Source organism: Deltaproteobacteria bacterium (assembly GCA_026129095.1).
GTDB lineage: Bacteria > JAGRBM01 > JAGRBM01 > JAGRBM01 > JAHCIT01 > JAHCIT01.
On sequence record JAHCIT010000002.1, the window covers coordinates 218739 to 241460 of the forward strand.

At 67.2% G+C, this 22722-nt stretch carries 22 protein-coding genes; 8 read left to right on the plus strand and 14 right to left on the minus strand.

The features are described from left to right. Nucleotides 1-446: 446 nt before the first annotated feature. Genes KIT79_03470 through KIT79_03485 form a run of 4 tightly spaced genes read right to left on the minus strand, consistent with a single transcriptional unit; the run spans nt 447 to nt 3739 of the window. Nucleotides 447-989, minus strand: coding sequence for an ArsR family transcriptional regulator (locus KIT79_03470; GenBank protein ID MCW5828356.1), 543 nt, complete (start codon nt 987-989; stop codon nt 447-449). A gap of 59 nt (nt 990-1048) precedes the next feature. Further along, the gene (locus tag KIT79_03475) at nt 1049-1993 is read right to left on the minus strand and encodes a prenyltransferase (GenBank protein MCW5828357.1); all 945 of its coding nucleotides are present in this window, start codon (nt 1991-1993) and stop codon (nt 1049-1051) included. Between the two features lie 52 nt (nt 1994-2045). Further along, entirely contained in the window at nt 2046-3107 is a 1062-nt protein-coding gene (locus tag KIT79_03480; GenBank protein MCW5828358.1) for a polyprenyl synthetase family protein, read from the minus strand. Further along, a complete protein-coding gene (locus KIT79_03485; GenBank protein MCW5828359.1) occupies nt 3104-3739 on the minus strand; it encodes a hypothetical protein in 636 nt (211 codons plus the stop codon). The genes KIT79_03480 and KIT79_03485 overlap by 4 nt, the downstream gene beginning before the upstream one ends. 325 nt (nt 3740-4064) lie before the next feature. On the opposite strand from KIT79_03485, the gene KIT79_03490 reads away from it, so the two are divergent. From KIT79_03490 to KIT79_03500, 3 genes are read left to right on the plus strand one after another with little or no spacing between them, the layout of a single operon-like run. After that, entirely contained in the window at nt 4065-4706 is a 642-nt protein-coding gene (locus KIT79_03490) for a TetR/AcrR family transcriptional regulator (GenBank protein ID MCW5828360.1), read from the plus strand. Nucleotides 4707-4739: 33 nt separating this feature from the next. Continuing rightward, entirely contained in the window at nt 4740-5609 is an 870-nt protein-coding gene (locus tag KIT79_03495) for a hypothetical protein (GenBank protein ID MCW5828361.1), read from the plus strand. 12 nt (nt 5610-5621) lie between these two features. Next, nucleotides 5622-6221, plus strand: coding sequence for a hypothetical protein (locus tag KIT79_03500; protein MCW5828362.1), 600 nt, complete (start codon nt 5622-5624; stop codon nt 6219-6221). Between the two features lie 187 nt (nt 6222-6408). Here KIT79_03500 and KIT79_03505 read toward each other — a convergent pair whose 3' ends face one another. Then, a complete protein-coding gene (locus tag KIT79_03505) occupies nt 6409-7590 on the minus strand; it encodes a class I SAM-dependent rRNA methyltransferase (GenBank protein MCW5828363.1) in 1182 nt (393 codons plus the stop codon). Between the two features lie 124 nt (nt 7591-7714). Between KIT79_03505 and KIT79_03510 the strand changes: the two genes are divergently transcribed. Beyond that, nucleotides 7715-9412, plus strand: coding sequence for an AarF/ABC1/UbiB kinase family protein (locus KIT79_03510; GenBank protein ID MCW5828364.1), 1698 nt, complete (start codon nt 7715-7717; stop codon nt 9410-9412). A gap of 33 nt (nt 9413-9445) precedes the next feature. On the opposite strand, the gene KIT79_03515 is transcribed toward KIT79_03510, so the two are convergent. The 4 genes from KIT79_03515 to gcvH form a co-directional block, all read right to left on the minus strand. Next, the gene (locus KIT79_03515; GenBank protein ID MCW5828365.1) at nt 9446-10417 is read right to left on the minus strand and encodes a c-type cytochrome; all 972 of its coding nucleotides are present in this window, start codon (nt 10415-10417) and stop codon (nt 9446-9448) included. An 87-nt stretch (nt 10418-10504) separates the two neighbouring features. Beyond that, nucleotides 10505-11983, minus strand: coding sequence for an aminomethyl-transferring glycine dehydrogenase subunit GcvPB (gene gcvPB, locus KIT79_03520; GenBank protein ID MCW5828366.1), 1479 nt, complete (start codon nt 11981-11983; stop codon nt 10505-10507). A 5-nt stretch (nt 11984-11988) separates the two neighbouring features. Continuing rightward, the gene (gene gcvPA / locus KIT79_03525) at nt 11989-13350 is read right to left on the minus strand and encodes an aminomethyl-transferring glycine dehydrogenase subunit GcvPA (GenBank protein MCW5828367.1); all 1362 of its coding nucleotides are present in this window, start codon (nt 13348-13350) and stop codon (nt 11989-11991) included. A gap of 13 nt (nt 13351-13363) precedes the next feature. Beyond that, a complete protein-coding gene (gene gcvH, locus KIT79_03530) occupies nt 13364-13741 on the minus strand; it encodes a glycine cleavage system protein GcvH (protein ID MCW5828368.1) in 378 nt (125 codons plus the stop codon). 181 nt (nt 13742-13922) lie between these two features. On the opposite strand from gcvH, the gene nadC reads away from it, so the two are divergent. Then, the gene (nadC, locus tag KIT79_03535; protein ID MCW5828369.1) at nt 13923-14765 is read left to right on the plus strand and encodes a carboxylating nicotinate-nucleotide diphosphorylase; all 843 of its coding nucleotides are present in this window, start codon (nt 13923-13925) and stop codon (nt 14763-14765) included. 61 nt (nt 14766-14826) lie between these two features. Here the strand turns inward: nadC and KIT79_03540 are convergent, their stop codons facing one another. After that, nucleotides 14827-15117 (minus strand): hypothetical protein, encoded by a 291-nt coding sequence (locus KIT79_03540; GenBank protein MCW5828370.1) that lies wholly within the window; start codon nt 15115-15117, stop codon nt 14827-14829. A gap of 217 nt (nt 15118-15334) precedes the next feature. Continuing rightward, nucleotides 15335-15667 (minus strand): FYDLN acid domain-containing protein, encoded by a 333-nt coding sequence (locus KIT79_03545; protein MCW5828371.1) that lies wholly within the window; start codon nt 15665-15667, stop codon nt 15335-15337. Nucleotides 15668-16059: 392 nt separating this feature from the next. On the opposite strand from KIT79_03545, the gene KIT79_03550 reads away from it, so the two are divergent. After that, nucleotides 16060-17970, plus strand: coding sequence for a 2-oxoacid:acceptor oxidoreductase subunit alpha (locus tag KIT79_03550; GenBank protein MCW5828372.1), 1911 nt, complete (start codon nt 16060-16062; stop codon nt 17968-17970). A gap of 36 nt (nt 17971-18006) precedes the next feature. Next, nucleotides 18007-19026, plus strand: coding sequence for a 2-oxoacid:ferredoxin oxidoreductase subunit beta (locus KIT79_03555; protein MCW5828373.1), 1020 nt, complete (start codon nt 18007-18009; stop codon nt 19024-19026). A gap of 7 nt (nt 19027-19033) precedes the next feature. Here KIT79_03555 and KIT79_03560 read toward each other — a convergent pair whose 3' ends face one another. From KIT79_03560 to KIT79_03570, 3 genes are read right to left on the minus strand one after another with little or no spacing between them, the layout of a single operon-like run. Continuing rightward, entirely contained in the window at nt 19034-19504 is a 471-nt protein-coding gene (locus KIT79_03560) for a GNAT family N-acetyltransferase (protein MCW5828374.1), read from the minus strand. 49 nt (nt 19505-19553) lie between these two features. Further along, on the minus strand, nt 19554-20444 hold the full coding sequence (locus KIT79_03565) for a class I SAM-dependent methyltransferase (protein MCW5828375.1): 891 nt from the start codon (nt 20442-20444) through the stop codon (nt 19554-19556). A 14-nt stretch (nt 20445-20458) separates the two neighbouring features. Continuing rightward, nucleotides 20459-21361: a D-glycerate dehydrogenase gene (locus KIT79_03570; GenBank protein MCW5828376.1), complete on the minus strand. Its 903-nt coding sequence runs from the start codon at nt 21359-21361 to the stop codon at nt 20459-20461. A gap of 137 nt (nt 21362-21498) precedes the next feature. Here KIT79_03570 and KIT79_03575 point away from each other — a divergent pair, with 137 nt between their 5' ends. Further along, on the plus strand, nt 21499-22716 hold the full coding sequence (locus tag KIT79_03575) for an MFS transporter (GenBank protein MCW5828377.1): 1218 nt from the start codon (nt 21499-21501) through the stop codon (nt 22714-22716). Nucleotides 22717-22722 lie beyond the last annotated feature (6 nt).

Sequence of the window (22722 nt, forward strand, 5' to 3'; positions counted from 1 at the left end):
GGAGGCCTTGCAAAACGCCAGAAACCGCGCCGCCACTGGCAGAATGCCACGGCTGGCTGAGGCGTGGTGAGCCGTGGTGAGGTGAGGTTTCCAGATGCCTCACCCCCCAGCCCCTGAGAGGGGATGGCCTCACCCCCTTAATCCCCCTCTCCGGGAACCGGAGAGGGGGAGAGGATTGCTCCCGCCCTCTCCAGTTCCTGGAGAGGGCCGCGACCCGTCAGGGTCGCGGGGTGAGGCTTCACCCCCTTTATCCCCCTCTCCGGGAACCGGAGAGGGGGAGGTTTCTGGCCCCCTCTCTGCGTCTGCGGAGAGGGGGAGCCCGGAGGGCGGGGGTGTGGTTTCTTCCGGGGAACCGGCACGGCCCGCGGCCGAAACCCCGCCGCCCCGCGAGAGCCCGGCGGTCCAGCGGCTCCGGGCACGGATGAGGCAGCGCGGGAGGAGGTGACCTAACCCTTCAGGCGGTCGAGGTGCTCGCGGATCGGTTTCATGTCGAGGCGGGCCTGGGTGAGCAGGGTGTCGAGCATCGCCTTGCCGAGGCTGGCGAGCTGGAACATCCGCTCGATGCGCTCCTTCTTGAACCGGAAGTCCTTCGCCTCGTAGTGCTCGCGCTCGGCGTCGAGCGCGGCGAGCGCCTGACGGAAGGTGTCGAGCGCCGATTCGATCTCGCGCCGCTCGCGGTCGGAGAGCACGCCGGTGATGAGCTTCCACAGGTCGGTCTCGGCGGCGAAGAAGTCCTTGCGCTCGCCCGGCTGGTGGATCTTGCGGATCGCCTTCCAGCGCAGCAGCTCGTTGGTCGCCATGCTGACGGCCCCGGCCGACAGTTCCAGCGCGTCGGCGATGCCGGCCGCCGAGATGGGCTCCGGCGAAAGATACAGCAGCGTCCAGATTCGCCCCAGGTTGCTCTTGAAGTTCCAGAACTCCATGAGCTGCCCGATGGCGTCGGCCATGAGCCGGGGGGCGCGGAGCTCGGTTTTCGGGTGTGGGGTCACGCGGGGCTCCTCGTGAACCGGCGGGGAGCGGCTGGACGCGGGCCTGCGGGAAAGGCTTTTCAGCCGAAAAGCAGCCCCGCCGCGTACAGGATGCCGAACAGGAGGTGCAGTTGCGCGGCGTGGAAGGTCGGGTCGCCCCTGGGTCCGCGCCGCCGGTACGCCTCGCGGCCCTGCCGGATCAGCCGCAGGGTAGCGGACACCTTGGGGAGGCTCAAGAAGACGAGGAGCGAAAGGGCGGGGACGATCCCGGCGAGCGCCGCCCACGCGACGATGGCGAGCGCACCGGCGGCGAGCAGCGCGGCGTAGATTTGCGAGCCCTTCCCGCCGAGCCGGATCGCCACCGTGCGGATGCCGGCCGAGGCGTCGGTTTCCACGTCGCGCCAGTTGTTGGCGTGCAGGATCAGAACGGCGAGGAGCCCCACCGGCGCACCGGCGGCGATGCGCGCGGCGGCAAGCTCGCCCGTGAGGATCCAGTCGATGCCGCTCACCATCACCGGTCCCATGAGAAGGAACACCAGCGGGTCGCCAAGGCCCCGGTATTTGAGGCCGAAGGGACGCGCCGTGTAGAGAAGGCCCAGCGAGAATCCGGCCGTCCCCAGGACCAGCACCTCCAGCCCGCGCTCCCAGATGAGGGGAAGCGCCGCGAAACCCGCCACCGCCATCAGCGCGAACTGCGCCGTGAGCATGTCCGAACGGGTCAGAAGCCCGTCGGGGATGACGCCCGAACCCGCCGCGCCGGGCGGCTGGCCGGGGCGGTCGAGCCCCCGGTCGAAGTCGTCAATGTCGTTGCGGACGTTCACGGCGAGCAGCATCGCCGTGGCCGAGACGGCCATCCACAGGAGCAGCCACCAGTTTGCAACTCCCGTCGCCGACCGGGCGGCGAGTCCCGCGCCCACGATGACCGGCACGATGACGGCGGGGAGCGAGAAGAGCCGCAGGGCCCGCAGCCACAGCGAGAGCCGGGAGAGGGGTTCCGTTTCCGGGGAGGTGGCGGTGGTGTCCATCGTTGTGGTTGCCTCGCGTCTACAGGCGCCCGGTGTTCCGTCGCGCCGGGCGCTACAGCGCCCGGTGCTCCAGTGCCAGCGTGGCCCGCTCCAGCAGGCTCCGGGCTTCCGAGGGCGGCAGCGCGTCGAGGCCGTTCAGGGCCTGCCGCGTGGTGGACTGTATCCAGCCCCGGGCGGCGGCCAGCGTGCGCGGGTGCTTGAGCCAGTGCATGAGGGGGTCGAGATACGCCCCGGTGCGCTCGTCTTCGGGCAGACGGAACAGGCGGCGGGCCTCGCGGGCGGCCTCCGGGAAGATCTCGCAGGCGGCGACGAGCGGGAGCGAGGGTTTTCCCTCCCTCACGTCGCTGGCGAGGTTCTTGCCCACCTTTGCCGCCTCGCCGGTCACGTCCAGCAGGTCATCGACCATCTGGAACGCAATGCCCAGGTGGAAGCCGTAGTGCGCGAGCGGCCTGGCGGCGGGCGTTCCGCGTGCCGCAGCCGACACCGGCCAGCCGATGAGCGAGGCGGTCTTGCGGGCCACGACCTCCTGGTAGACCGCCGCCGTGACGATGGGCTGCGTCCTCAGCGCGTGCTGCATCACCTCGCCCTCGACGAGCTCATCCAGCACGCGGAGCATGGATTCCGTGTCGCCCGCCTCGCAGGCCGAAAGCTCCAGAAGCGCGGCCACGAGGAGGTGATTGCCCCCCAGGATGCTGATCCGGTTCCCCCAGATGACGCGGACCGCCTCCTTCCCCCGGCGGCGGGTGCCGTCGTCCAGCACGTCGTCGTGGAGAAGCGAGGCCGAATGCACCAGTTCGGCCGCCGCGGCCATGTGGATGGCGCGGGAGCGGCCGGCGCCGGCGATCCTCGCGCCCAGCAGCGCGAGTACCGGGCGGAGCCGTTTCCCGTCGGCGGTGACAAGGTAGCGGCAGGCCTCGGGGAGCGGCCCGGCGATGCCGCCGCAGCGGCTGGCGATGCGCGACTCCACCTCGCGCAGCTCCGGGGCCAGAAGCCGCACGGCCTCCAGGGCGAACTCCTGCCAGAGCGGCGGGCTGGGCCGTGCGCGGCGGGCGGCGAGCGCCGGGATGACGGCCTCGTTCAGGGTACCGGCAGTGACAGCGGCGGCGAGACTCATGGGCGGCCTCCGGTGGCCTGGGCAACCTGGGCGGCGGCTGGAGTGACAGGCGCGGCGGGTGCAGCGGCGGCGACGCGCTCCCGCCAGTTCGGGCCCAGCACCTCGGCGCGGTCCACCGGGCGGGCCTTCGATTCCCACATGCGGTCGTAGTCGGCGGCCAGTTTTCCGGCGAACTCCGGATCGTGGATGAGGATCGTCTGCCGGAACAGCATCTGCTTCACCGGCTCGCGGACGCAGAGCAGCACCCGCTCGCGGTCGAACACCGTGAAGGGGGACCAGACCTGCGGCAGCACCCGGATGTGCCCGTCACTGGCCAGGAACCGGAGCTTCCCGTGCTCCTTGTGGACGTAGTAGGCGATCAGGACTTTCCACATCAGCTCCGGCATGGCGAACCGGACGCTCACCCCGCGGTCCATCGCCTCCGAGTAGGCGCGGAACAGCTCCATGTCCTCCTCCTCGTGGCCCTGGGCGGTTTCGGGGTGGACGAAATCGCAGATCTCGCGCCGGGCGTTGCGGATCTCCCAGGCGAGCCGGTGGTGGAACGCCTCGTTGCCGAAGGTGATCTCGGCCTGCGTCGCCCGGAAGGGGAACGGGGCGTTTGCGGGGGTGAGATTCGGGGAAGCGGGGGGCATGGGCGGCCTCCTTTACGGCTTGAAGTTTCATATACTTTTGAAACTTCAGAAGCAAGGGAGGGATTGCTGGCCCAGCATGACACGGGACAGGATGTATTCGGCTCGCTCACCTACAGGCAGCAGAACGTGGTCGAACGCCGCGTCGGCTGGTTCAAAGAGTTTCGCAAGACAAGGCGGATCGGATTATCATCAGCTAGCTCACATCTAAATCATTTAACTTACTGTAATTATTGCATATTTATCGCATATCCCATTCCCGGTTGACACCAATGTCTTTATATCGTAAAGAGAATGAACGTTCATTCTCTTTACTATTAGAAGCCCCATGAAACGATCTGAAGCCACTGCTGAAGCCCCGCCCCAGTCCGTCAGCCGGCTGGATGAAAAGCGCGCAGACAAGACGCAGAGGATTGTGACGGCGGGGCTCACGCTGTTTGCCGAGCGGGGTTTTCACGGAACTTCCATCCCGGACATCTGCAAAGAGGCCAACGTCGCCGCTGGCACCATCTACCGCTACTTCGAGAGCAAGGAAGCGCTCGTCAACGCAGTCTTCCGGGCGTCGAAAGCGCGGCTCCGGGACTGCCTTTTTGACGGACTCGACACAAAAGCAGCCCCCCGGTCCCTGTTCAGGGATTTTTTCTGGCGCCTCGTGGCCTTTGCCCGGAGCTGTCCCACCGATTTCGCGTTCCTCGAAATGCAGGATCACATCCCGTACCTCGACCGTGAGAGCCGCGATCTCGAAATCGCTGTGCTCGCCCCCATCTGGCTCGTGCTGCTTGAGCACCGTAACAATGGCGTCATGAAAGAAGTCCGGCCCGAGATCGTGATCGGCATGGTCTGGGGCGCGCTGGTCGGCCTGATGAAGGGAGAGCGCATGGGGTATTTCAAGGTCACCGAACAGGATCTCGTGGATGCGGAACAGGCCTGCTGGGACGGAATGATCCGCCGGGCAGGCGGGACGAACTGAAACGGCGCAGGACGGCGCCAGGGAGACGAAGTCATGGTACAGGTGGATGTGTTCTGGGCCTATGGATTCGGAGCCGGCTATGCGCTGTCGGCACACCGGCAGCTGAAAGCCGATTACGACGCCGACCCGGCGAAGGCTGAGGAGAACCAGTGGTACTCGAAATATTTCGTACGGTTGCTGCTTTTCATCTCGATCCTGTTCGCCCCGTCGGGCATTTATCTCCTGTGGAACTTCCCGGACTGGGAGACGATGCAGGTGGCGACCAATCACCGGAGCCTTCCAGCCTGGCTGGTCACCGCCTTTGCGATCACCAACGTGACGCAGGGGATACTCGGTTACTGGCTCACCCGGAAGTTCATCACCAAGGGGAACTCGCACGGCGCGCTACTCAGCTTCGTGCTTTCCTATATCGGCTTCTTCTTTATTCTCGTTCATGGCTGGGACGGGACCGGCTACCAGCGGTTTTTCTCGGTGAACCAGCAGGAGTTCCTTACCTGGGGTGAACGGCCCTGGCATGCGTGGCTCACGGGTCCGGTGGCGCTCACCCTCTACGGAATGGGCGTCTTCATCCTTCCGCCGGTTTTCATACACGCCAGCCGGCAGTTCGCCGAAGGGCTGAAACTCGTTCCAAAGGAAAAGCTGATCGACAGCCCGTCGCAGCTCCGCTCGTTCGCCGAGTTCAACTTCCTCGTATTCGGTTGCGGGCTCGCCCCGGCGATTGTCGCGAGCTTACTGCTCCACACGCTGGGACTGGCGGGCGGACTGGCCGCCATTGCCGTTCTGGGCTGGCTGTTCTGTGCCAGATTCCTGGGCTGGGTAGACCGCCGGTTCCTCATGCGGACGGTGGACAGCCCCTCGGCAGGAGCACCTGGAGCCGTCGCACCAGACCCGGCACGGACATAAGGGTACGCACCCATGAAGATCGAGATCGCCGGCCGGTTCAATCATCCGATCGGGCGCGTCTACGAAGTCATGTACAAACGGTTCGAACAGTTTCCGTCCCGGATTCCGAATGTGCTCGAGATCCGGGAGATGGAACGGAAAGTTCTCGTCGAAGGCACCCATGAACAGACCGTCCACCGCTGGACGGCGGACTCAAAGCTGATTCCCGGGTTCGCACGGCCGTTCATCAAGCCCGAGACACTTCAGTGGCTGGGCATCGCCGACTGGAAGCACGGCGAGAGGGTCGTCTATTTCGATTTTCGCAGCCATGTGTTCCGTAATCTCTACGAGTGCAAGGGTGAATTCCGGCTCCGCGAAGAAGGCGCCGTCACGGCTCTCGACATCAACGCGCACCTCGACATCTATGCCGACCGGCTGCCGGGAGTGCCCAACTGGTTCGCGAAACGGGCCGTGGGTGTCATCGAAAAGCTCCTGATGAATGCGATCGAACCGAGTCTCGCCGCGCTTCCAGATGCAGTGGAGTATTACCTCCAGCATCCTGACGAATCCCTAGCTGACCCTGGCTCAATCGATGCGCCTGACCGGTACCCGATTAGGTCCGGGCTAAACTGAAAGCTCCGGCGGGCCGCTGAACCCGGAAATCTAACCTTGAGCCCGTTACAGTTTTTGGGGTGAGGTCACAACAAACCTGAAATCACAGGCTCAAGCTGGACAGTGAAAAGTGTCCACCTGTAGCGCCGCCTTTTGGGATTACACCTCCCCTTCCGTCTCTCACCATTGGCGGGCGGGAGTAGCCCCCCTATTCCACCGCGAGGATCACGCACTTGAGGTAGGCGGTCTCGGGGATCGCGGGGTGGACCGGGTGGTCGGGGGCGGCGCCGCGCCACTCGGCGATGCGGGCCGTGCGGCCCGACCGGCGGACGGCGCGGGCGAGGGTCTCGCGGAACGCGCCGGCGTCCACATGGAACGAGCACGAGGAGGCGGCGTAGAAGCCGCCGGGGGCGGTGAGCTTAAGGCCGTTCACGGCAAGCTCCTGGTAGGCCCGGAGCGCCTCCGGCAGGTGCTTCTTCGACTTGGCGAGGGCGGGCGGGTCGGTCGAGACGACGCCGAACCGGCGGCCCTCCTTGACGAGACTCCGCAGCAGCGGGAAGGCGTCGCCCTCCATGAGCTCGTACCGGCCGGAAAACCCGTTCCGGTCGAGGGCCTCCCCGGCGAGCCGGAGCGCACGGCCCGAGGCGTCCAGGAGCGCGGCGGAGCTGGCCCCGCCCTTCAGCGCATGGAGCGCCAGCGCGCCCGTGTAGCTGAACACGTCGAGGACGGTTTCGTTCCGGGCGAAACCGGCGAGGCGGCGGCGGTTTTCCTGCTGGTCGAGAAAGAAGCCGGTCTTCTGGCCGGTGAGGATATCCACGGGGAAGGCGAGGCCCGCCTCCTCCACCCAGAGGATATCCGGCACGGAGCCCCTCACCACCTCGACCGATTCGGCGAGTCCTTCCAGCTCGCGGCCGGAGCCCCGGTTGGCAAAAACGACGGCATCGGGCCGGTAGACCTCCTCCAGCGCCGAGACGACCGACTTCTGGCGGATATCCATGCCGGCGGTCCCGGACTGGACGGCGAGCGTGCCGCCGAACCGGTCCACGATGAGCCCCGGCAGGCCGTCGCTGTCGGCGAAGATCTCCCGGCGGAGCGCCGCCCCCGGCATCACCCGGTCGCGGTAGGCGCGGGCGGCCTCGAACTTCCGGCGGAACAGCGGGGCGTGGAGCTCCTCGCGGCCCGTGGTGACGATGCGGACGGCGATGAGCGAGCGCGGGTTGACGTAGCCGCGGCCCAGGAACGTCCCGCCGTGGGCATGGACATCCACGGCGTCGCCGGGGGCGAACTCGCGGAGCTTGCCCTCGATCTCGTTGGAGTAGACCCACGGGTGCCCGGCGAGCACCCGGCGCTCCTCGTCCTTTTTCAGGATGATTTTCGCTGCCCGCGACATGCGGCCCGGCAGTAACCGATCCCGCCCGGACGGGCAAAGGAGGGGCTTGCCGCTTCCTCCGGCCAGCCGTTAGAGTGCCGGTCCGGCTCACCGGTCCAGCTACCGGTTCTCCCGGGGGTTTTTCATGGCGACGGCACTACAGCGTGTGTACGAGCAGGTCCGCGTGGGGCAGGCGGTGTTCCGCGACGCCAACCGTTTCCGCGAGATCGTGACGATCCTCGCCCGGCACGGATTCGGCGCGTTCGTCGAGTCGCTCCACCTCCAGGACCGGTGGCTCATCAACAAGCTGGCGGCCATGGGCTCCCGCGAGGCGGGGCAGCTTCCGTTCGAGCGGCGGATGCTGAAGGCGATCCAGGAGCTGGGGCCGACGTTCGTCAAGCTCGGCCAGATCCTCTCCACGCGGCCCGACATCGTTCCGCCGGCGCTGGTGGCCGAGCTGAAGACGCTCCAGGACGCCGTGCCGCCGATGACCTGGGAGGAGGTGGACGCGCAGCTAAAGGCCGAAATCGGCGCGGACTGGCGCGGGAAGTTCAGCGAGTTCTCGGAAAAGCCGCTCGCCTGCGCCTCCATCGCGCAGGTCCACCGCGCCGTCCTGAAGGACGGCGGGCACGAGGTCGTCGTCAAGGTCCAGCGGCCGAACATCCAGGGCAAGATCGAGGCGGACGTTGAGATCATGGGGTTCCTCGCCCGCGCGCTGGAGGCGAACTTCCCCGAGACGCGGCTCTTTTCCCCGGCGGGAATCGTGGAGGAGTTCGAGAAGGCAATCCTGAAGGAGATCGACTTCACCCACGAGTCCGGGCACATCGAGCGGTTCCAGCAGAACTTCCGGAACAACCCGGCCGTCCACTTCCCCAGGCCCTACAAGGAGCTCTCGACGCCGCGGGTGTTCGTGATGGAGTTCATCCGGGGGACGAAGATCACCAGCATCACGCCCGACAGGTTCGACGTGGCGAAGGTGGTGGACACGGGCCTCAACTCCATCTTCCAGATGATCTACCAGGACGGGTTCTTCCACGGCGACCTGCATCCGGGGAACCTGCTCGTCCGCGACGACAACGTGCTCTGCTTCATCGACTTCGGCCTGTGCGGGCGGCTCAGCCAGCGGCAGCGGGACCAGCTCATCGACGTGCTCATCGCCATCGTGCGGCAGGATTACGAGTCGGTCGCCCGCACCTTCTGGAAGATCGGCATCCACGGCAAGGACACGGTGAAGGACTACGGCGTCTTCGAGGCCGACGTGGTGGAGATGCTGGACAAGTGGTTCACCGGAAAGACGCTGGACGAGATCGAGTTCGGCGGGCTGTTCAAGGACCTCATCGAGGGCGCCATGCGCCACCGCCTCCGGATGCCGCCCGACTACACGATGACCTTCAAGGCGGTCATCACGATGGAGGGCGTGGGCCGGGAGCTCCAGCCGGGGCTGGACGTGCTGGCCAAGGCGCGGCCGTTCATCACGGCGATCCTGAAGGAACGGTACAGCCCGGAGAAGCTGCTGAAGAAGGCGGTCGATTCGGCCCGCGAGCTGGCCGAGATCATCAGCTCGTTCCCCCAGACGGTGCAGGCGATCATGGAAGACCTTCGCAAGGGGGAGACGCAGCTCAACATCGAGCTGACCCAGGCGCGCCACCTCCAGCGCACCTACGCCAAGACCCAGAGCCGGAACATGTACGCGGTCATGGCCTCGGCGGCGGCGATCAGCGGAACGCTGGCCCTCCCTCACGACGGCTACGCCGTGCTGGGTTTTCCGGCCGTGAGCTTCTGGTTCTATCTGCTGACCGTGCTGCTGGGGGCGGGGTTCTTCCTCAAGTCCGGCGGGGATTGAGGGGCTTCCCGGCCGCCCGGCCGTTTTTTCCCGTCAGTCGTTCCGCTGGACGGGATTATTCACCGGCTTCAGCGTCATAAGATAGTCATGGATCGCGCCCAGGTCCTGATCCGTCATCCCGGCGTACATGATCCACGGCATCGGGGTGTTCACCTCCCCTTCCTGCAGGGCGCGGGGCGGATTCACGGCGGGGTCGTGCTCCCGGAACCGGGCGATGAACGTTTCGCGGCTCCAGGCGCCGATGCCGGTCTCGATGTCCGGCGTGATGTTGGAAGACCGGATCACGCCGTTCGGCATCCTGAACTCGAAGCCGCCGGCGAACTCCATCCCCTCGATCCGCTTGCCGCGCACGGCCTTCGAGTGGCAGTCGATGCAGCCGGCCATGGTCGTCACGTATTCGCCGTAGGCGGCGGCGTCCGACGGAGCGGGGCGCGGGCGGAAGCTGGGGTCGCGGGGAATCGTGGGCAGGATCATTCCCAGCGGGAAGGCGGGTTTTGATTCCGGCACGGCGTGCCCCAGGGGCTTCAGCGTGCGGACGTAGGCCGCGATCGCCCTCGCGTCCTCCTCGTCCATGCGCCCGTAGTTGGGATACGGCATCACCGGGAAGTAGGCCCGCCCGTCGCGGCTCACCCCGGCGGTGAAGGCGCGGAGCAGTTCACCGTCGGTCCAGTTGCCGATTCCGGTCACGGCGTCCGGCGTGATGTTGCGGGCGTAGTAGTCGCCGGGGAATCCGGACTCCCGTCCGAACTTCTCGCCGCCCCGTCCCTCGGTGCCCTCCACCAGGGGGCCGCCCAGCCGGTCCCAGTCCCGCGCCGAATGGCAGTCAATGCAGACGGCGACGTGGTTGGCGAGGTAGCTCCCGCGTTCAATCAGGGCCTCGTCGGCAATGATGCGGATGTCGCGGGGCGGGCTCACCTTCGGGTAGCCAAAAACGGCACAGGCGGCGAGCGCCAGCGTGCCCGCCGTCACGGCAAGCAGGCGGAAGCGGGACAGAAAGCGGAACATGACCATCGTGGACTCCTGTTCGTAACCGGATAGGAGCCACGCGATAGCCGCAGGGAGACGGGGCGGCAAGGCGCCGTTACAACTGTTTCAGCTTTTGGGCGCCCAGCGGAGGACGGGCTGGCGGGCGGCGCGGGTCTCGTCGAGGCGGCGGCGGAAGGCGCCGTGGGGGGCGGTCCGGAGGAGTTCGGGATTGTCCTTCGCCTCGGCGGCGATCTCCCGCATGGCGGCGACGAACTGGTCCAGGGTTTCCTTCGACTCGCTCTCGGTCGGCTCGATCATCAGGGCGTTCCGCACCACCAGCGGGAAGAACACCGTCGGCGGATGATAGCCCTTGTCGATCATCCGCTTGGCGATGTCGAGGGTCGTGACGCCATGGGGCCGCTGGAGTTCGTCGCTGAACACCGCTTCGTGCATGCAGGGCTCGTCGAAGGCGAGCCTGAAGCTGTCCTTGAGCTGCACGCGCAGGTAGTTGGCGTTCAGCACGGCCGCCCCGGACATCTCCTTCAGCCCTGAATTGCCCATTGTCTTTATGTACGCCCACGCCCTCAGGTTGATGCCGAAGTTCGAGAAGAAGCTCCGGATGCGGCCGATCGACTTCGGCCGGTCATGCGAGAAGGCGTAGCGGTCGCCGTTCTTCACGATGCACGGCGAGGGGAGATACGGTTCCAGCCGCTCCGAGACGACGACCGCGCCCGCGCCGGGGCCGCCTCCGCCGTGCGGGGTCGAGAAGGTCTTGTGCAGGTTGAACTGCGAGACGTCCACGCCCATCTTCCCCATCGAGGCCTGCCCGACGATGGCGTTCAGGTTCGCCCCGTCGCAGTAGAGGAGCCCGCCCTGCGAATGGATGAGGTCGCCGATGTCGGCGATCTGGTTCTCGAACAGGCCGAGCGTGCTGGGATTGGTCAGCATGATGGCGGCCGTCTCGTCATCCACCACCGCCCTCACCTCGTCCACGGTGAGGCGGCTCGCTTTTGCCTCCAGCGGCACGACCTCGAAACCGCACATGGCCGCCGTGGCCGGGTTGGTGCCGTGGGCCGTGGCCGGGACGATGATCTTCCTGCGCCGCCCGCCCCGGTCCAGGTGGTAGGCCCGGATCATCAGGACGCCGGTGAACTCGCCGTGGGCGCCGGCGGCGGGATTGAGCGCGCAGGCGTGCATGCCCACGCACTTGCGGAGATCCTCGGTGAGTTCCCACAGGATGCGGAGCGCGCCCTGCGCGAACGCCTCCGGCATCAGCGGATGCAGGCGCGAAAAGCCGGGATGCCGCACCAGCGATTCGTGCAGCTTCGGGTTGTATTTCATCGTGCAGGAACCGAGCGGAAAGAGCCCCGCATCAATGCAGTAGTTGTACTGGGCGAGCCGCGTGTAGTGGCGCACGACATCGAACTCGCTCACTTCAGGGAAACCTTCCAGCTCGCCCCGGACGAGATGGCCCTCGATGCCGTCGGGCGACTTCGCTTCCGGCGCGTCCAGTTCAGGCAGCGCGTAGCCCCGCCGGCCGGGGGAGCCGCGCTCGAAGATGAGCGGCTCCTCCAGAACGAGGCCCTGGGTGCCGGGCGGCTTCAGCAGGCTCACCGGATCACCTCCCGTGCGAAGCCGACGAGGGCATCGTGGTGGCGCTTCTGGTGGCGCTCGGTCGTGCACAGGTGCAGCTCGTTCGCGTGGGCGGGGCCGAGCAGCGCGCCGAGGTCAATGCCGGCCGCCAGCTGCCGCGCCTCGGCCTTCCTCACGAACTCCGCCGCCGGGATGGGGAGCCGCAGGACGAACTCGTTGAAGAACGGCCCGGAGTAGGCGGCCGTGACGCCGGGAATCTCCAGCAGGCGGCGGCGAAGCTCGCGGGCGAGCGAGAGGTTCTGCCGGGCGAGATCCTTCAGCCCCTGGCGGCCCATGAGCGACAGGTAGACCGTCACCCACAGGGCGCAGAGCTGCTGCGAGGTGCAGATGTTGGAGGTCGCCTTCTCGCGCCGGATGAACTGCTCGCGGGTCGTGAGCGTCAGCACGAACGCCCGGCGGCCGTCCTGGTCCACCGTCTCGCCGACGAGACGGCCCGGCATCTGCCGGACGTATTCCTTCTTGCAGCAGAAGATCCCCACGTTCGGGCCGCCGAAATAGGGCGGAAGCCCCAGTCCCTGCGCCTCGCCCACGACGATGTCCGCGCCGAACCGGCCCGGCGGCTCGACAAGCGCGAGCGAGAGGGGCTCGCCCGTCACGGCGATGAACAGGGCGCCCGTTCCGGCGGCGGCCTCCCCCACCGCCTTCCAGTCCTCGATGATGCCGAGGATGTTCGGGCTCTGGACGACCACCCCGCCCACGTCTCCGGCCTCGCGGATCCGGGCGGCCAGTTTCGCCGTGTCGGTGCGGCCGGTCGCCCGGTCCACCGGGACGGTTTCCAGCACGATCGTCTCCAGCGGGGAGACGAACGTGCGGACGGTATCCAGGTAGTGCGGGTGAAGCGCGCCCGAGACGAGGAACCGCGTCTTCCTCGTGAGCCGGTGGGCCATCAGCACCGCCTCGGCGGCCGAGGTCGCCGCGTCGTACATGGACGAGTTGGCGACATCCATGCCGGTGAGCATGGCCATGTAGGTCTGGAACTCGTACGCCCCCATGAGCGTGCCCTGGGCGATCTCCGGCTGGTAGGGCGTATAAGCCGTGGCGAACTCGCCCCGGACCACCAGATGCTCGATCACGGCCGGGGTGTAGTGGTCGTAGGCGCCCGCCCCCAGAAAAGAGATGAGGTCGCGGGGCCTTGCGGCGGCGATGGAGTCGGCGAGCCGCTGAAGCTCCATCTCGGAGACGGGCGGATCGAGCGGCAGAAGGCCGCGCACCCGCACCCGCTCGGGAATCTGCCGGTCGATGAGCTCGGTCACCGAGCCCGCACCGGCTGTCTCCAGCATGGCCTTCGCGTCGGCGTCAGTCAGGGGGATGTAACGCATGGATTGCTGGTGGCTACTGGGTGATGAGCGCCCGGTACTGTCCGGCGGTGAGCAGCTTGTCGAGGCCGGCCGTGTCCAGTGGCGCGACGCGGATCATCCACGCCTTGTAGGGGTCGGCATTGACCGATTCGGGCGCGCCGGTGAGCGACGAGTTGACCGCCGTCACCTTGCCCGAGAGCGGCGCATAGAGATCGCTCACGGCTTTCACCGACTCGATGACGCCGAATGCCTTGCCCGCCGTCACCTGCGAGTTCACGGCGGGCAGCTCCACGAACACCACGTCGCCCAGCTGCTCGGCGGCGAACTCCGTCACGCCGATGACGGCCTCGTCGCCCTCCATCCGTACCCATTCGTGCTCGGCGGTGTATCTGAGATGTTCAGGAACGTTCATGCGGCCTCGCTTGCTTCTTAAGGAAGGATACCGGGGCGAAACGGACCGAACGGACGGGGAGCCCCGGCGCGGCAAAGCTGCCTTGGCGGACCGGTGAAATCAACCGGAAAAGACATCCGGCCGGAGGGTCCGGTTTCCCCTTGCGGACCGGTCCCCCGGACGGGATATGATCCCTGAAGCCATGCACACCCTGAACTGGCGACAGATCGACGCCCTGATCGACGCGGCCCTGGAGGAAGACCTGGGCCTGGCGGGCGACATCACCTCTACTGCCATCTTCGACGGGGGCCAGCGGATCAGCGCGAGGTTCGTGGCCCGCGAGCCGGGCGTGCTCGCCGGACTGAACGTGGCGCTGCGGGTGTTCAGCCGGTTCGACCCCGCCATGGCCGCCGGAACCCTGCTGCCGGAGGGGGCCCCGTTCTCCGCCGGAGCGGAGCTGGGATACGTGAACGGGCTCGCCGCCAGTGTCCTGCCGGCCGAGCGCACGGCACTCAACTTCCTCCGCCACCTGACGGGCGTCGCCACCCTGACCCGCGCCTTCGTGGACCGGGTGAAGGGGACGAAGGCCCGGATCACCGACACCCGCAAGACGACCCCGCTCCTCCGGGGGCTGGAAAAGTATGCCGTCACGATGGGGGGCGGCATCAACCACCGGTTCGGGCTGTTCGACGCGGCCATGGTGAAGGACAACCACATCGCCGCGGCCGGTTCCATCGGCGCAGCCATCCGCAGCGTCCGGGCCCGGATTCCCCACACGGCGACGATCACCTGCGAGGTGGACCGTCTGGACCAGATCGAGGAGGCGCTCGCCGCCGGGGCCGATTCGATCCTGCTGGACAACATGACGGCGGCCGAGCTGAGGCAGGCCGTGGCGCTGGTCGGCGGCCGGGCACGGACCGAGGCCTCAGGCGGCGTCCGGCTGGAGACGGTGGGCGAGATCGCCGCCACCGGCGTTGATCTCATCAGCGTGGGCGCGCTGACCCACTCTCCCCGGCAGGTGGATATCGCACTGGATGTGCAGTGACCGCACGGAGCGGCGGCCCCAGATGGCGGCGCGAACCCTGGGTCAGACCGGTTCGTGCGGGCTAGTGGCCACCCCGGCTGCCGCCTCCACCGCTGTTGAACTCGAACTCGTCGAGCATCGAGCGCGCAACCCCTTCTTCCTCGGAATCCCGCTCGATCTTCTTGGCAGCCTTCCGGTTCGCCGACTTCTTGTCGTCGTCGATGTCGCGCAGCATCCAGGTGTACCGGTCAATCTTCCGGGCCACCAGCGGCGCCTTGCAGTAGCTGCAATAGACCTCGTCACCGTCCTCCTGGTTCACGTCCAGCGGGACGTCGGCACTGCATAACGGGCACTCGGCGGAAACGTTGGCCATGGGGCACCTCCCGGTCGGGAAAGGGGTTTGGAAAGAACCGCAGATTTCGATTCTACCCCACTGCCGGAGCGGGTAAAAGCGGGAAAATCCCCCCCAAAAACAGTCCGGGCGGCCCGGCCTCCCGCATCCTTAGCGTGGCCCCGGCCGCCCGGCTTTGCTTATAAGAATTATAAGGAAAGGGCCGGAGATTTCTCCGGCCCCTGGAGAGCCAACAGGCTCAATCTTCCTCGTCGTCGTCCGAGGACTCCTCTTCCTCTTCTTCCTCTTCTTCTTCCTCGCCGGCGCCGCCGATATCTTCCAGTATCTCCTCGTCCTCGCCAGCCTCCTCGCCGTCGTCGGCCTCCTCGGCGGCGAGGATGCTCCGCTCGGCTGCCGCCAGGCTGGTGCGGGCCGAGACGGCCGCGGCGGCTGCCACCGGTGCCGTTATCGCCGGACGGTCGGCCTGGTTGGCCCCGCAGCTCGGACAGACGCACTCGCTCTTGTGCAGGTCGTAGAACTTCGTCCCGCACTTGAAGCACATGAATTTCTTACCGTAATCGACTAGCGGCATGGCCGGACCCTCTTCTCGGTCGCCCCACATAGCGTCTCTGGCGGTGAAGGTCCATCCCCTCCCGGCGATTTTCAGGGGAGCGTGAAACTGCCCTGAAAAACATCTTCCCTGAAACCCGCCCGGGGTCATTGAAATCGCCCCTGCCGCTGGCTATGGGGGCCGGGCAAAAAAGGGCCGTTTAGGGGCATTTGGGCCGCTCAGATTGACTTTGCGGCGGATGGCTCCGACAATCGGCCCCAAGGCGGATAGTGCCGGAACCGGCCCGGAACGGGGCTGGAGAGGCAGAGGCCGCCGCGCACAACCAGATTAGTGGTCCGGCGGCCTGCCGGGCTGCCCCGTACGGCTGAAGGGAATTACGCCGCAGGGTTTGATCGGGTTTCGTCCGGCTGGTCATGGTGAACCGGCCGGGTTCCCCAAGATGGGAACTACCGGAACCCAAGGAGCACCTGGCCTTGTCCCCTCAAACTGAGGCGGCGTCCGCCGCCAAGCCCCTCGAAGAACACTCCCACCTCGTTGTCCGCTTTGCCGGCGATTCCGGCGACGGCATGCAGATCACCGGATCGCAGTTCACGGCCACCAACGCCGTGTACGGAAACGACCTGGCCACGCTGCCCGACTTCCCCGCCGAGATCCGGGCACCCGCCGGCACGCTGGCCGGCGTCTCCGGGTTCCAGCTCAATTTCGGCTCGCAGAAGATCTACACGGCCGGCGACCAGCCCGACGTCTTCGTCACCATGAACCCGGCAGCGCTCAAGGTGAACCTGCCGGAACTTCCGAACGGCTGCGTCATCATCGCCAACGAGGACGCCTTCACCGACCGCAACCTGAAGATGGCGGGATTCGCGTCGAACCCGCTCGCCGACGATTCGCTCTCGAAGTTCCGCGTCTACCCGGTGAAGATCTCGACGCTGACGAACAACGCGCTCGCCGACGTGGAAATGTCCGCCAAGGACAAGGCCCGCTGCAAGAACTTCTTTGCCCTGGGCCTCATCTACTGGATGTTCAACCGCTCGCCCGAACAGACGATGCGGTTCCTCAAGGACAAGTTCTCCAAGAAGCCGGTCATCCTGGAAGCGAACGAGAAGGCCATGCGCGCCGGCATGAACTACGGCGAGACGGCCGAGGCGTTCACCACCCGCTACGAGGTGAAGGAAGCCCAGCTGACGCCGGGCAAGTACCGCAACATCACCGGCAACTCGGCCATGGCAATCGGGCTGGTGGCGGCGTCGAAGCTGTCCGGGGTTCCGCTGTTCCTGGGGTCGTACCCGATCACCCCGGCCTCGGACATCCTCCACGAGCTGTCCCGTTACAAGAACTTCGGCATCATGACGTTCCAGGCCGAGGACGAAATCGCCGCCGTCTGCTCGGCCATCGGCGCGGCGTTCGCCGGCTACCTGGGCCTCACGACAACCTCCGGTCCCGGCATCGCCCTCAAGGCGGAGGCGATCGGGCTGGCGGTAATGACCGAGCTGCCGCTGCTCATCGTCAACGTCCAGCGCGGCGGGCCCTCGACGGGGCTGCCGACCAAGACCGAGCAGGCCGACCTCCTGCAGGCGATGTACGGCCGCAACGGCGAGTGCCCGGTGGCCATCGTCGCCCCCTCGACGCCGGGCGACTGCTTCCACATCGCCATCGAGGCCACCCGGATCGCCACCAAATACATGACTCCGGTGATGATCCTCTCGGACGGCTACCTGGCGAACGGCGCCGAGGCGTGGCGGCTCCCCAGGATATCCGACCTGCCCAGGATCGACGTGAAGTTCCGCACCGATCCCAGCGGCTACAAGCCCTACCTGCGCGACGAGAACCTGGCCCGCCCGTGGGTCAGGCCAGGCACGCCAGGGCTGGAGCACCGGATCGGCGGCATCGAGAAGCAGGACATCACCGGCAACGTGAACTACGAGGCCCGCAACCACGAGCACATGGTGAAGCTCCGGGCCCAGAAGATCGCCAACATCGCAAAAGACATTCCGGCGCTCAAGGTGCTCGGCGACCCCGAGGGCGACGTGCTCGTCGTGGGCTGGGGCTCGACCTACGGCTCCATCACCGCGGCGGTCGAAGAGCTCCGGGCCCAGGGCAAGCGCGTCTCGGGCGTGCACCTCCGGCACCTCAACCCCTTTCCGCCGAACCTGGGCGAGATCCTCGGGAAGTTCAGGAAGGTGATCGTTCCGGAGATGAACGCCGGGCAGCTCGTGAAGATCATCCGGGCCACCTTCAACGTGCCCGCCATCGGCGTGAACAAGATCCAGGGCCAGCCGTTCCGCAAGCGCGAGGTCGTGGACGGCATCCTGACGCACCTGTAAGAGCCGGGGAACCGCACCGGGGAGAAAGAACGGTTTATGACGGAAGCAGCAACCAAACTGACGAAGGCCGATTTCCAGAGCGACCAGGACATCCGGTGGTGTCCCGGCTGCGGGGACTACTCGATCCTCGCCCAGGTGCAGAACGTGATGCCGGAGCTCGGCGTCCCCAAGGAGAAGGTCGTCTTCGTCTCCGGCATCGGATGCAGCTCGCGCTTTCCCTACTACATGAACACCTATGGGCTGCACAGCATTCACGGCCGCGCCCCGGCGGTGGCCACCGGCGTCAAGTGCATGAGCCCGGACCTGTCGGTGTGGGTCGTCACCGGCGACGGCGACGGACTCTCCATCGGCGGCAACCACTTCATCCACGCCATCCGGCGGAACGTGGACCTGAACGTCCTCATGTTCAACAACCGCATCTACGGGCTCACCAAGGGCCAGTATTCGCCGACCTCGGAGCTGGGCAAGAAGACCAAGTCCACGCCGATGGGGAGCGTGGACTACCCGCTGCACCCGATCTCGCTGGCGCTCGGCGCGGAGGCGACCTTCGTCGCCCGCACCATGGACGTGGACCCCAAGTCGCTGCGCTACTGCGTCAAGCGCGCCGCCGAGCACAAGGGGATCGCGTTCGTCGAGATCTACCAGAACTGCAACATCTTCAACGACGGGGCCTACGACTCCATCGTCGAGAAGAGCATCCGCTCGGACCGCGTGCTCTACCTGGAGCACGGCAAGCCGATGATCTTCGGCAAGGACATGAACAAGGGACTGAAGCTAAACGGCTTCCAGCTCGAAGTGGCGACGATCGGCGAGAACGGCGTCACCGAGAAGGATATCGTCGTACACGACGAGACGAACCCCGACCCCACGATGGCGTTCCTCCTGTCGCGGCTGGACGAGGCCACCTTCCCGGTCCCGATGGGCGTGTTCCGCGCCGTCCGGCGGCCCGCGTTCGACGAGATGATGAACGACCAGGTGAAGGCGGCCACACAGAAGAGCGGCCCCGGCGACCTGGATTCGCTCCTGAACCAGGGCGATACCTGGGAAGTCCACTGACCGGCCGTTACAGCCGCTTGCGGTAGTTCACGCAGCGGTCCACCACCTCGAACCCCAGCGCCTCATGGGCGCGCTGCGCCTCCATGTTGTCGATCCAGGTATCGGAGGCGATCTCCATGCAACCCTGCTGGCGGCACCACGCCTCGGCCGCCGCCATCAGCGCCTTCCCTGCGCCGCGCCCCTTGAACTCCGGCCGCACGTACCAGCCCTCGATGAATCCGCACGGCCTTCCGGGGTCGCAGCCGTCGGCGTGGGACCGCAGGCCCACCTCGATAAACCCGGCCAGCTTGCTGGCCGGCCCGGCTGCCGGAGACGCCTCCGCCACCAGGATGGCGAGCGGCAGCGTGCTCCGGGGACGGCCTGCGAGAATGGCCCGGATCTCCGTCCGGTGTTCTTCCGCCGTTCCCTCCGGCCAGAGGGCGGCTCTCAAGGCAACGAGCGTTTCCTCGTCGTCGGCGGTGGCGGGGCGGACGGTCATGGGGTTCAAAAATGCCACGGGCAGGGGCGGGACGGCAATGACGCTGCCGCTACTCCCGTCTCAGCACGAGCACGTTCTGGTGGGCGATGTTCGGGACGAACGCCCTGGGATATCCGTACGGGCGCAGCCGGGTGCCGGGGACGTACCAGATGAACTCGCCCTTGAGCCGCCATCCGGCCGCCTCGGCCCGGCGGGCGGCCTCGGCCGCCACCTGGATGTAGCGCCCCTGCTGGTAGGCATTGCGGAGAATCACGGCCGCGTAGCCCCCCGGCTTCACCGCCGGAAGGAGCCGGGCGAACACCTCGCCGAGCCGCGCAAAGAACGATTCGAAATCCACCGACTGGGAGAGGTCGCCCTCGATCTCCGAAAACCGCGCCAGATCGGTCCGGCGGAGCGGGTGGCTTGCGGCACGGCCCTTCGCCGCCGGGGCGCACATGGTCCGCTCGAAGTTGAGCCCGTAGGGGGGATCGGTGGCGACGAAACCGGCGAACCCCTCGCCAAGCCTTTCGACCAGTTCCGGCACGACCCGGAGGGCGTCGCCTGTCTCGACGGGGAACGGCTCCAGGTTCTCGCGGCGGCAGACCTCCCGGTAGACTCCGGCCCACTCGGGGTTGATCTCGATGCCGAGCGCCCGCCGCCCCGACACCGCCGCGCCGAGCAGCGTGCCGCCCACGCCCGCGAACGGGTCCAGCACCAGCTCGCCCGGCTTGGTGAACAGGCGGATCAGGTCGGCCATGAGGCCGGGCGGCTTGTTCCCGCCGTGACGCTTCCTGAGATCGTGGCCCAGTTCGTGCGGATATGGGCGGTCAATCAGCGACCGGGACCAGTAGAGCCATTCGGCGCCGGTCAGATCGTTGAGCGTGTTGTCCGGGTGAACGGCGGACGGTTTCCGGGCGGGACGCCGCCGCACGGCAGGCTTAGGGTTTCGCGGGGCGGCCACCGGTGCTCCTCCCCTCACACCACCGCATTCCGCGGTTCACGGCCTTCGAGAACATCAATGATCGCCTGCGCGCACAGCTCGCCCATTTTCGCCCGTGTCTCGCGGGTAGCGCTTCCCGCATGGGGAGCGAGCACCACGTTCGGAAGGTCCACGAGGCCGGGCGACAGTTCCGGCTCCCGTTCGAACACGTCGAGCCCCGCGCCGAAGATCCTCCGCGCCCGGAGCAGTTCCACCAGCGCGGCCTCGTCCACCACCTGCCCGCGGGCGGTATTGACCAGAATGGCATCTGCCTTGAGAAGCGCCAGCCGTTCCCGCGACAGCAGGCCGGCCGATTCGGCGTTGAGCGGCGTGTGGATGGAAACGACATCGGCCGTGCGGAGCAGTTCCTCCAGCGGAACCCGGCGCGCCTGGACGGCCGCCGCATGGGGCGACTCGCTGCGGTTTGCATAAACCACGTCCATGCCGGAGGCCCGTGCCCGCCGGGCGAAGGCCGCGCCGATGCGGCCGAGGCCGATCACGCCGCAGGTCTTTCCCCAAAGCTCCACGCCCAGCATGAGGCCGGGCTGCCAGCCGGTGAACCGACCCTCGCGGGTGAAGCGGTCCCCCTCGACGATCCGCCGCGAGACGGCGAGCAGCAGCGCGAAGGCGAGCTCGGCCGTCGCCTCGGTGAGGACATCCGGCGTGTTGCAGACACGGATGCCGCGCTCGCGGCAGCAGGCGATGTCGATGTTGTTGTACCCGACGGCGTAGGTGGCGATGACCTTGAGCTCCGGGGCCGACTCGATCACCTCCCGCGTGAAGGGATCGGACAGCATGCCGAGCACGGCCGCCGACCCGCGGAGCGCCCGCCTGAGATCCGCCGGGGTGCGGGGATCCGCCCCTTCGAGAAGGTTCACACGGAACCTCTCCTCCAGCATCGCGGCCGCCGGGCCCGGCGGACGGGCGGTGACGGTGACGAGCGGACTGTCCGGTGAAGGCGGCATGAAAACGGCACTTTCGTTTCCGGCGTGTCTTGGGGCCGGGCACGGACTATGTAGCACGGGGCGGCATGACGGTGGATACCGCAGACAACAACAGCAGGCGGATTTTCTGGAGCCTTTTCCTGGCGGTTTTCTCCGCCATGATCGGCGTGGGCGTCATCACGCCGTTCCTGCCGCTGCTCGGCCAGAAGTTCGGCGCGTCGGCGACCGAGCTGGGCATCCTGGTGTCGGCCTTCTCGGTCTCCCGCCTCTTCGGCATGCCCGTGGCGGGGCGGCTCGCCGACCGGTACGGCCGCAAGCGGTTCATCTTCGCGGGCCTTGCCGGCTACACGCTGCTGTCGTTCGCCTACCTCGCCAGCAGTTCCGTCTGGGAGTTCACCGTCGTCCGCCTGCTGCACGGCCTTGCCGCCGCGCTCGTTGTGCCGCTGGCGATGGCCGTCGTGGCCGACCTCGCCCAGCCCGGAAAGGAAGGAACCCAGATCGGCACGTTCACCGTCTCCATCGGCGCCGGGTGGGGGCTCGGCCCGCTCATGGGCGGCATCCTGCTGGACCGGTTCGGCTTCAGCGCCGCGTTCTACTTCATGGGCGCGCTCACGGGGCTTGCGCTGCTTCTCGCCGTCCTTTTTCTGCCCCGGACGCCCTCGCCCGTCCGCGACAAGCCGCCCGTCCCGTACCTGGAGATGCTCCGCCACCGGCAGGTCCGTGCGCTCACCTGGTACCGGATCTCGTCGGTGACGGGCCGCTCGCTACTGATCGCCTTCCTGCCGCTGTATGCCATCACCCGCATCCACCTGACGCCGACGGAAACGGGAATCATCATCTCGGCGATGGTCCTGCTGATGAGCGCGCTGCAGCCGGTGTTCGGCCGCCTCGCCGACCGGACGAGCCGGAAGAATCTCATGGCCGCCAGTTCCGTGCTCGGAGCGGCGACGCTGGCCATCGTCCCGCTCAGCGGGAGCTTCTGGCCGCTCCTGGTTTCGGTGATCGCCTTCGGGTTCGCCAACGAGCTGGGGAGCGTGTCGGCCACCGCGCTGGTCGTCGTCGAGGGCCGCGAGTTCGGCATGGGGAGCACCATCGCCCTCTTTTCGACGGCCCTGTCGGCCGGGATGATCGTGGGTCCGCTGATAGGCGGCATCGGCGAGGACTGGCTCGGGCCGGGCGCGTCGTTCTGGTCCGCCTCGGCGGTGGTGCTCACCGGCGTGCTGGTGAGCCGCCACATCTCCGACGCGCCGCCGCTGGAAGCGGGGCTCCCCGCGCCCATCCCGACTCCGGTGAACCAGCCCGAACAGTAGGCGGGA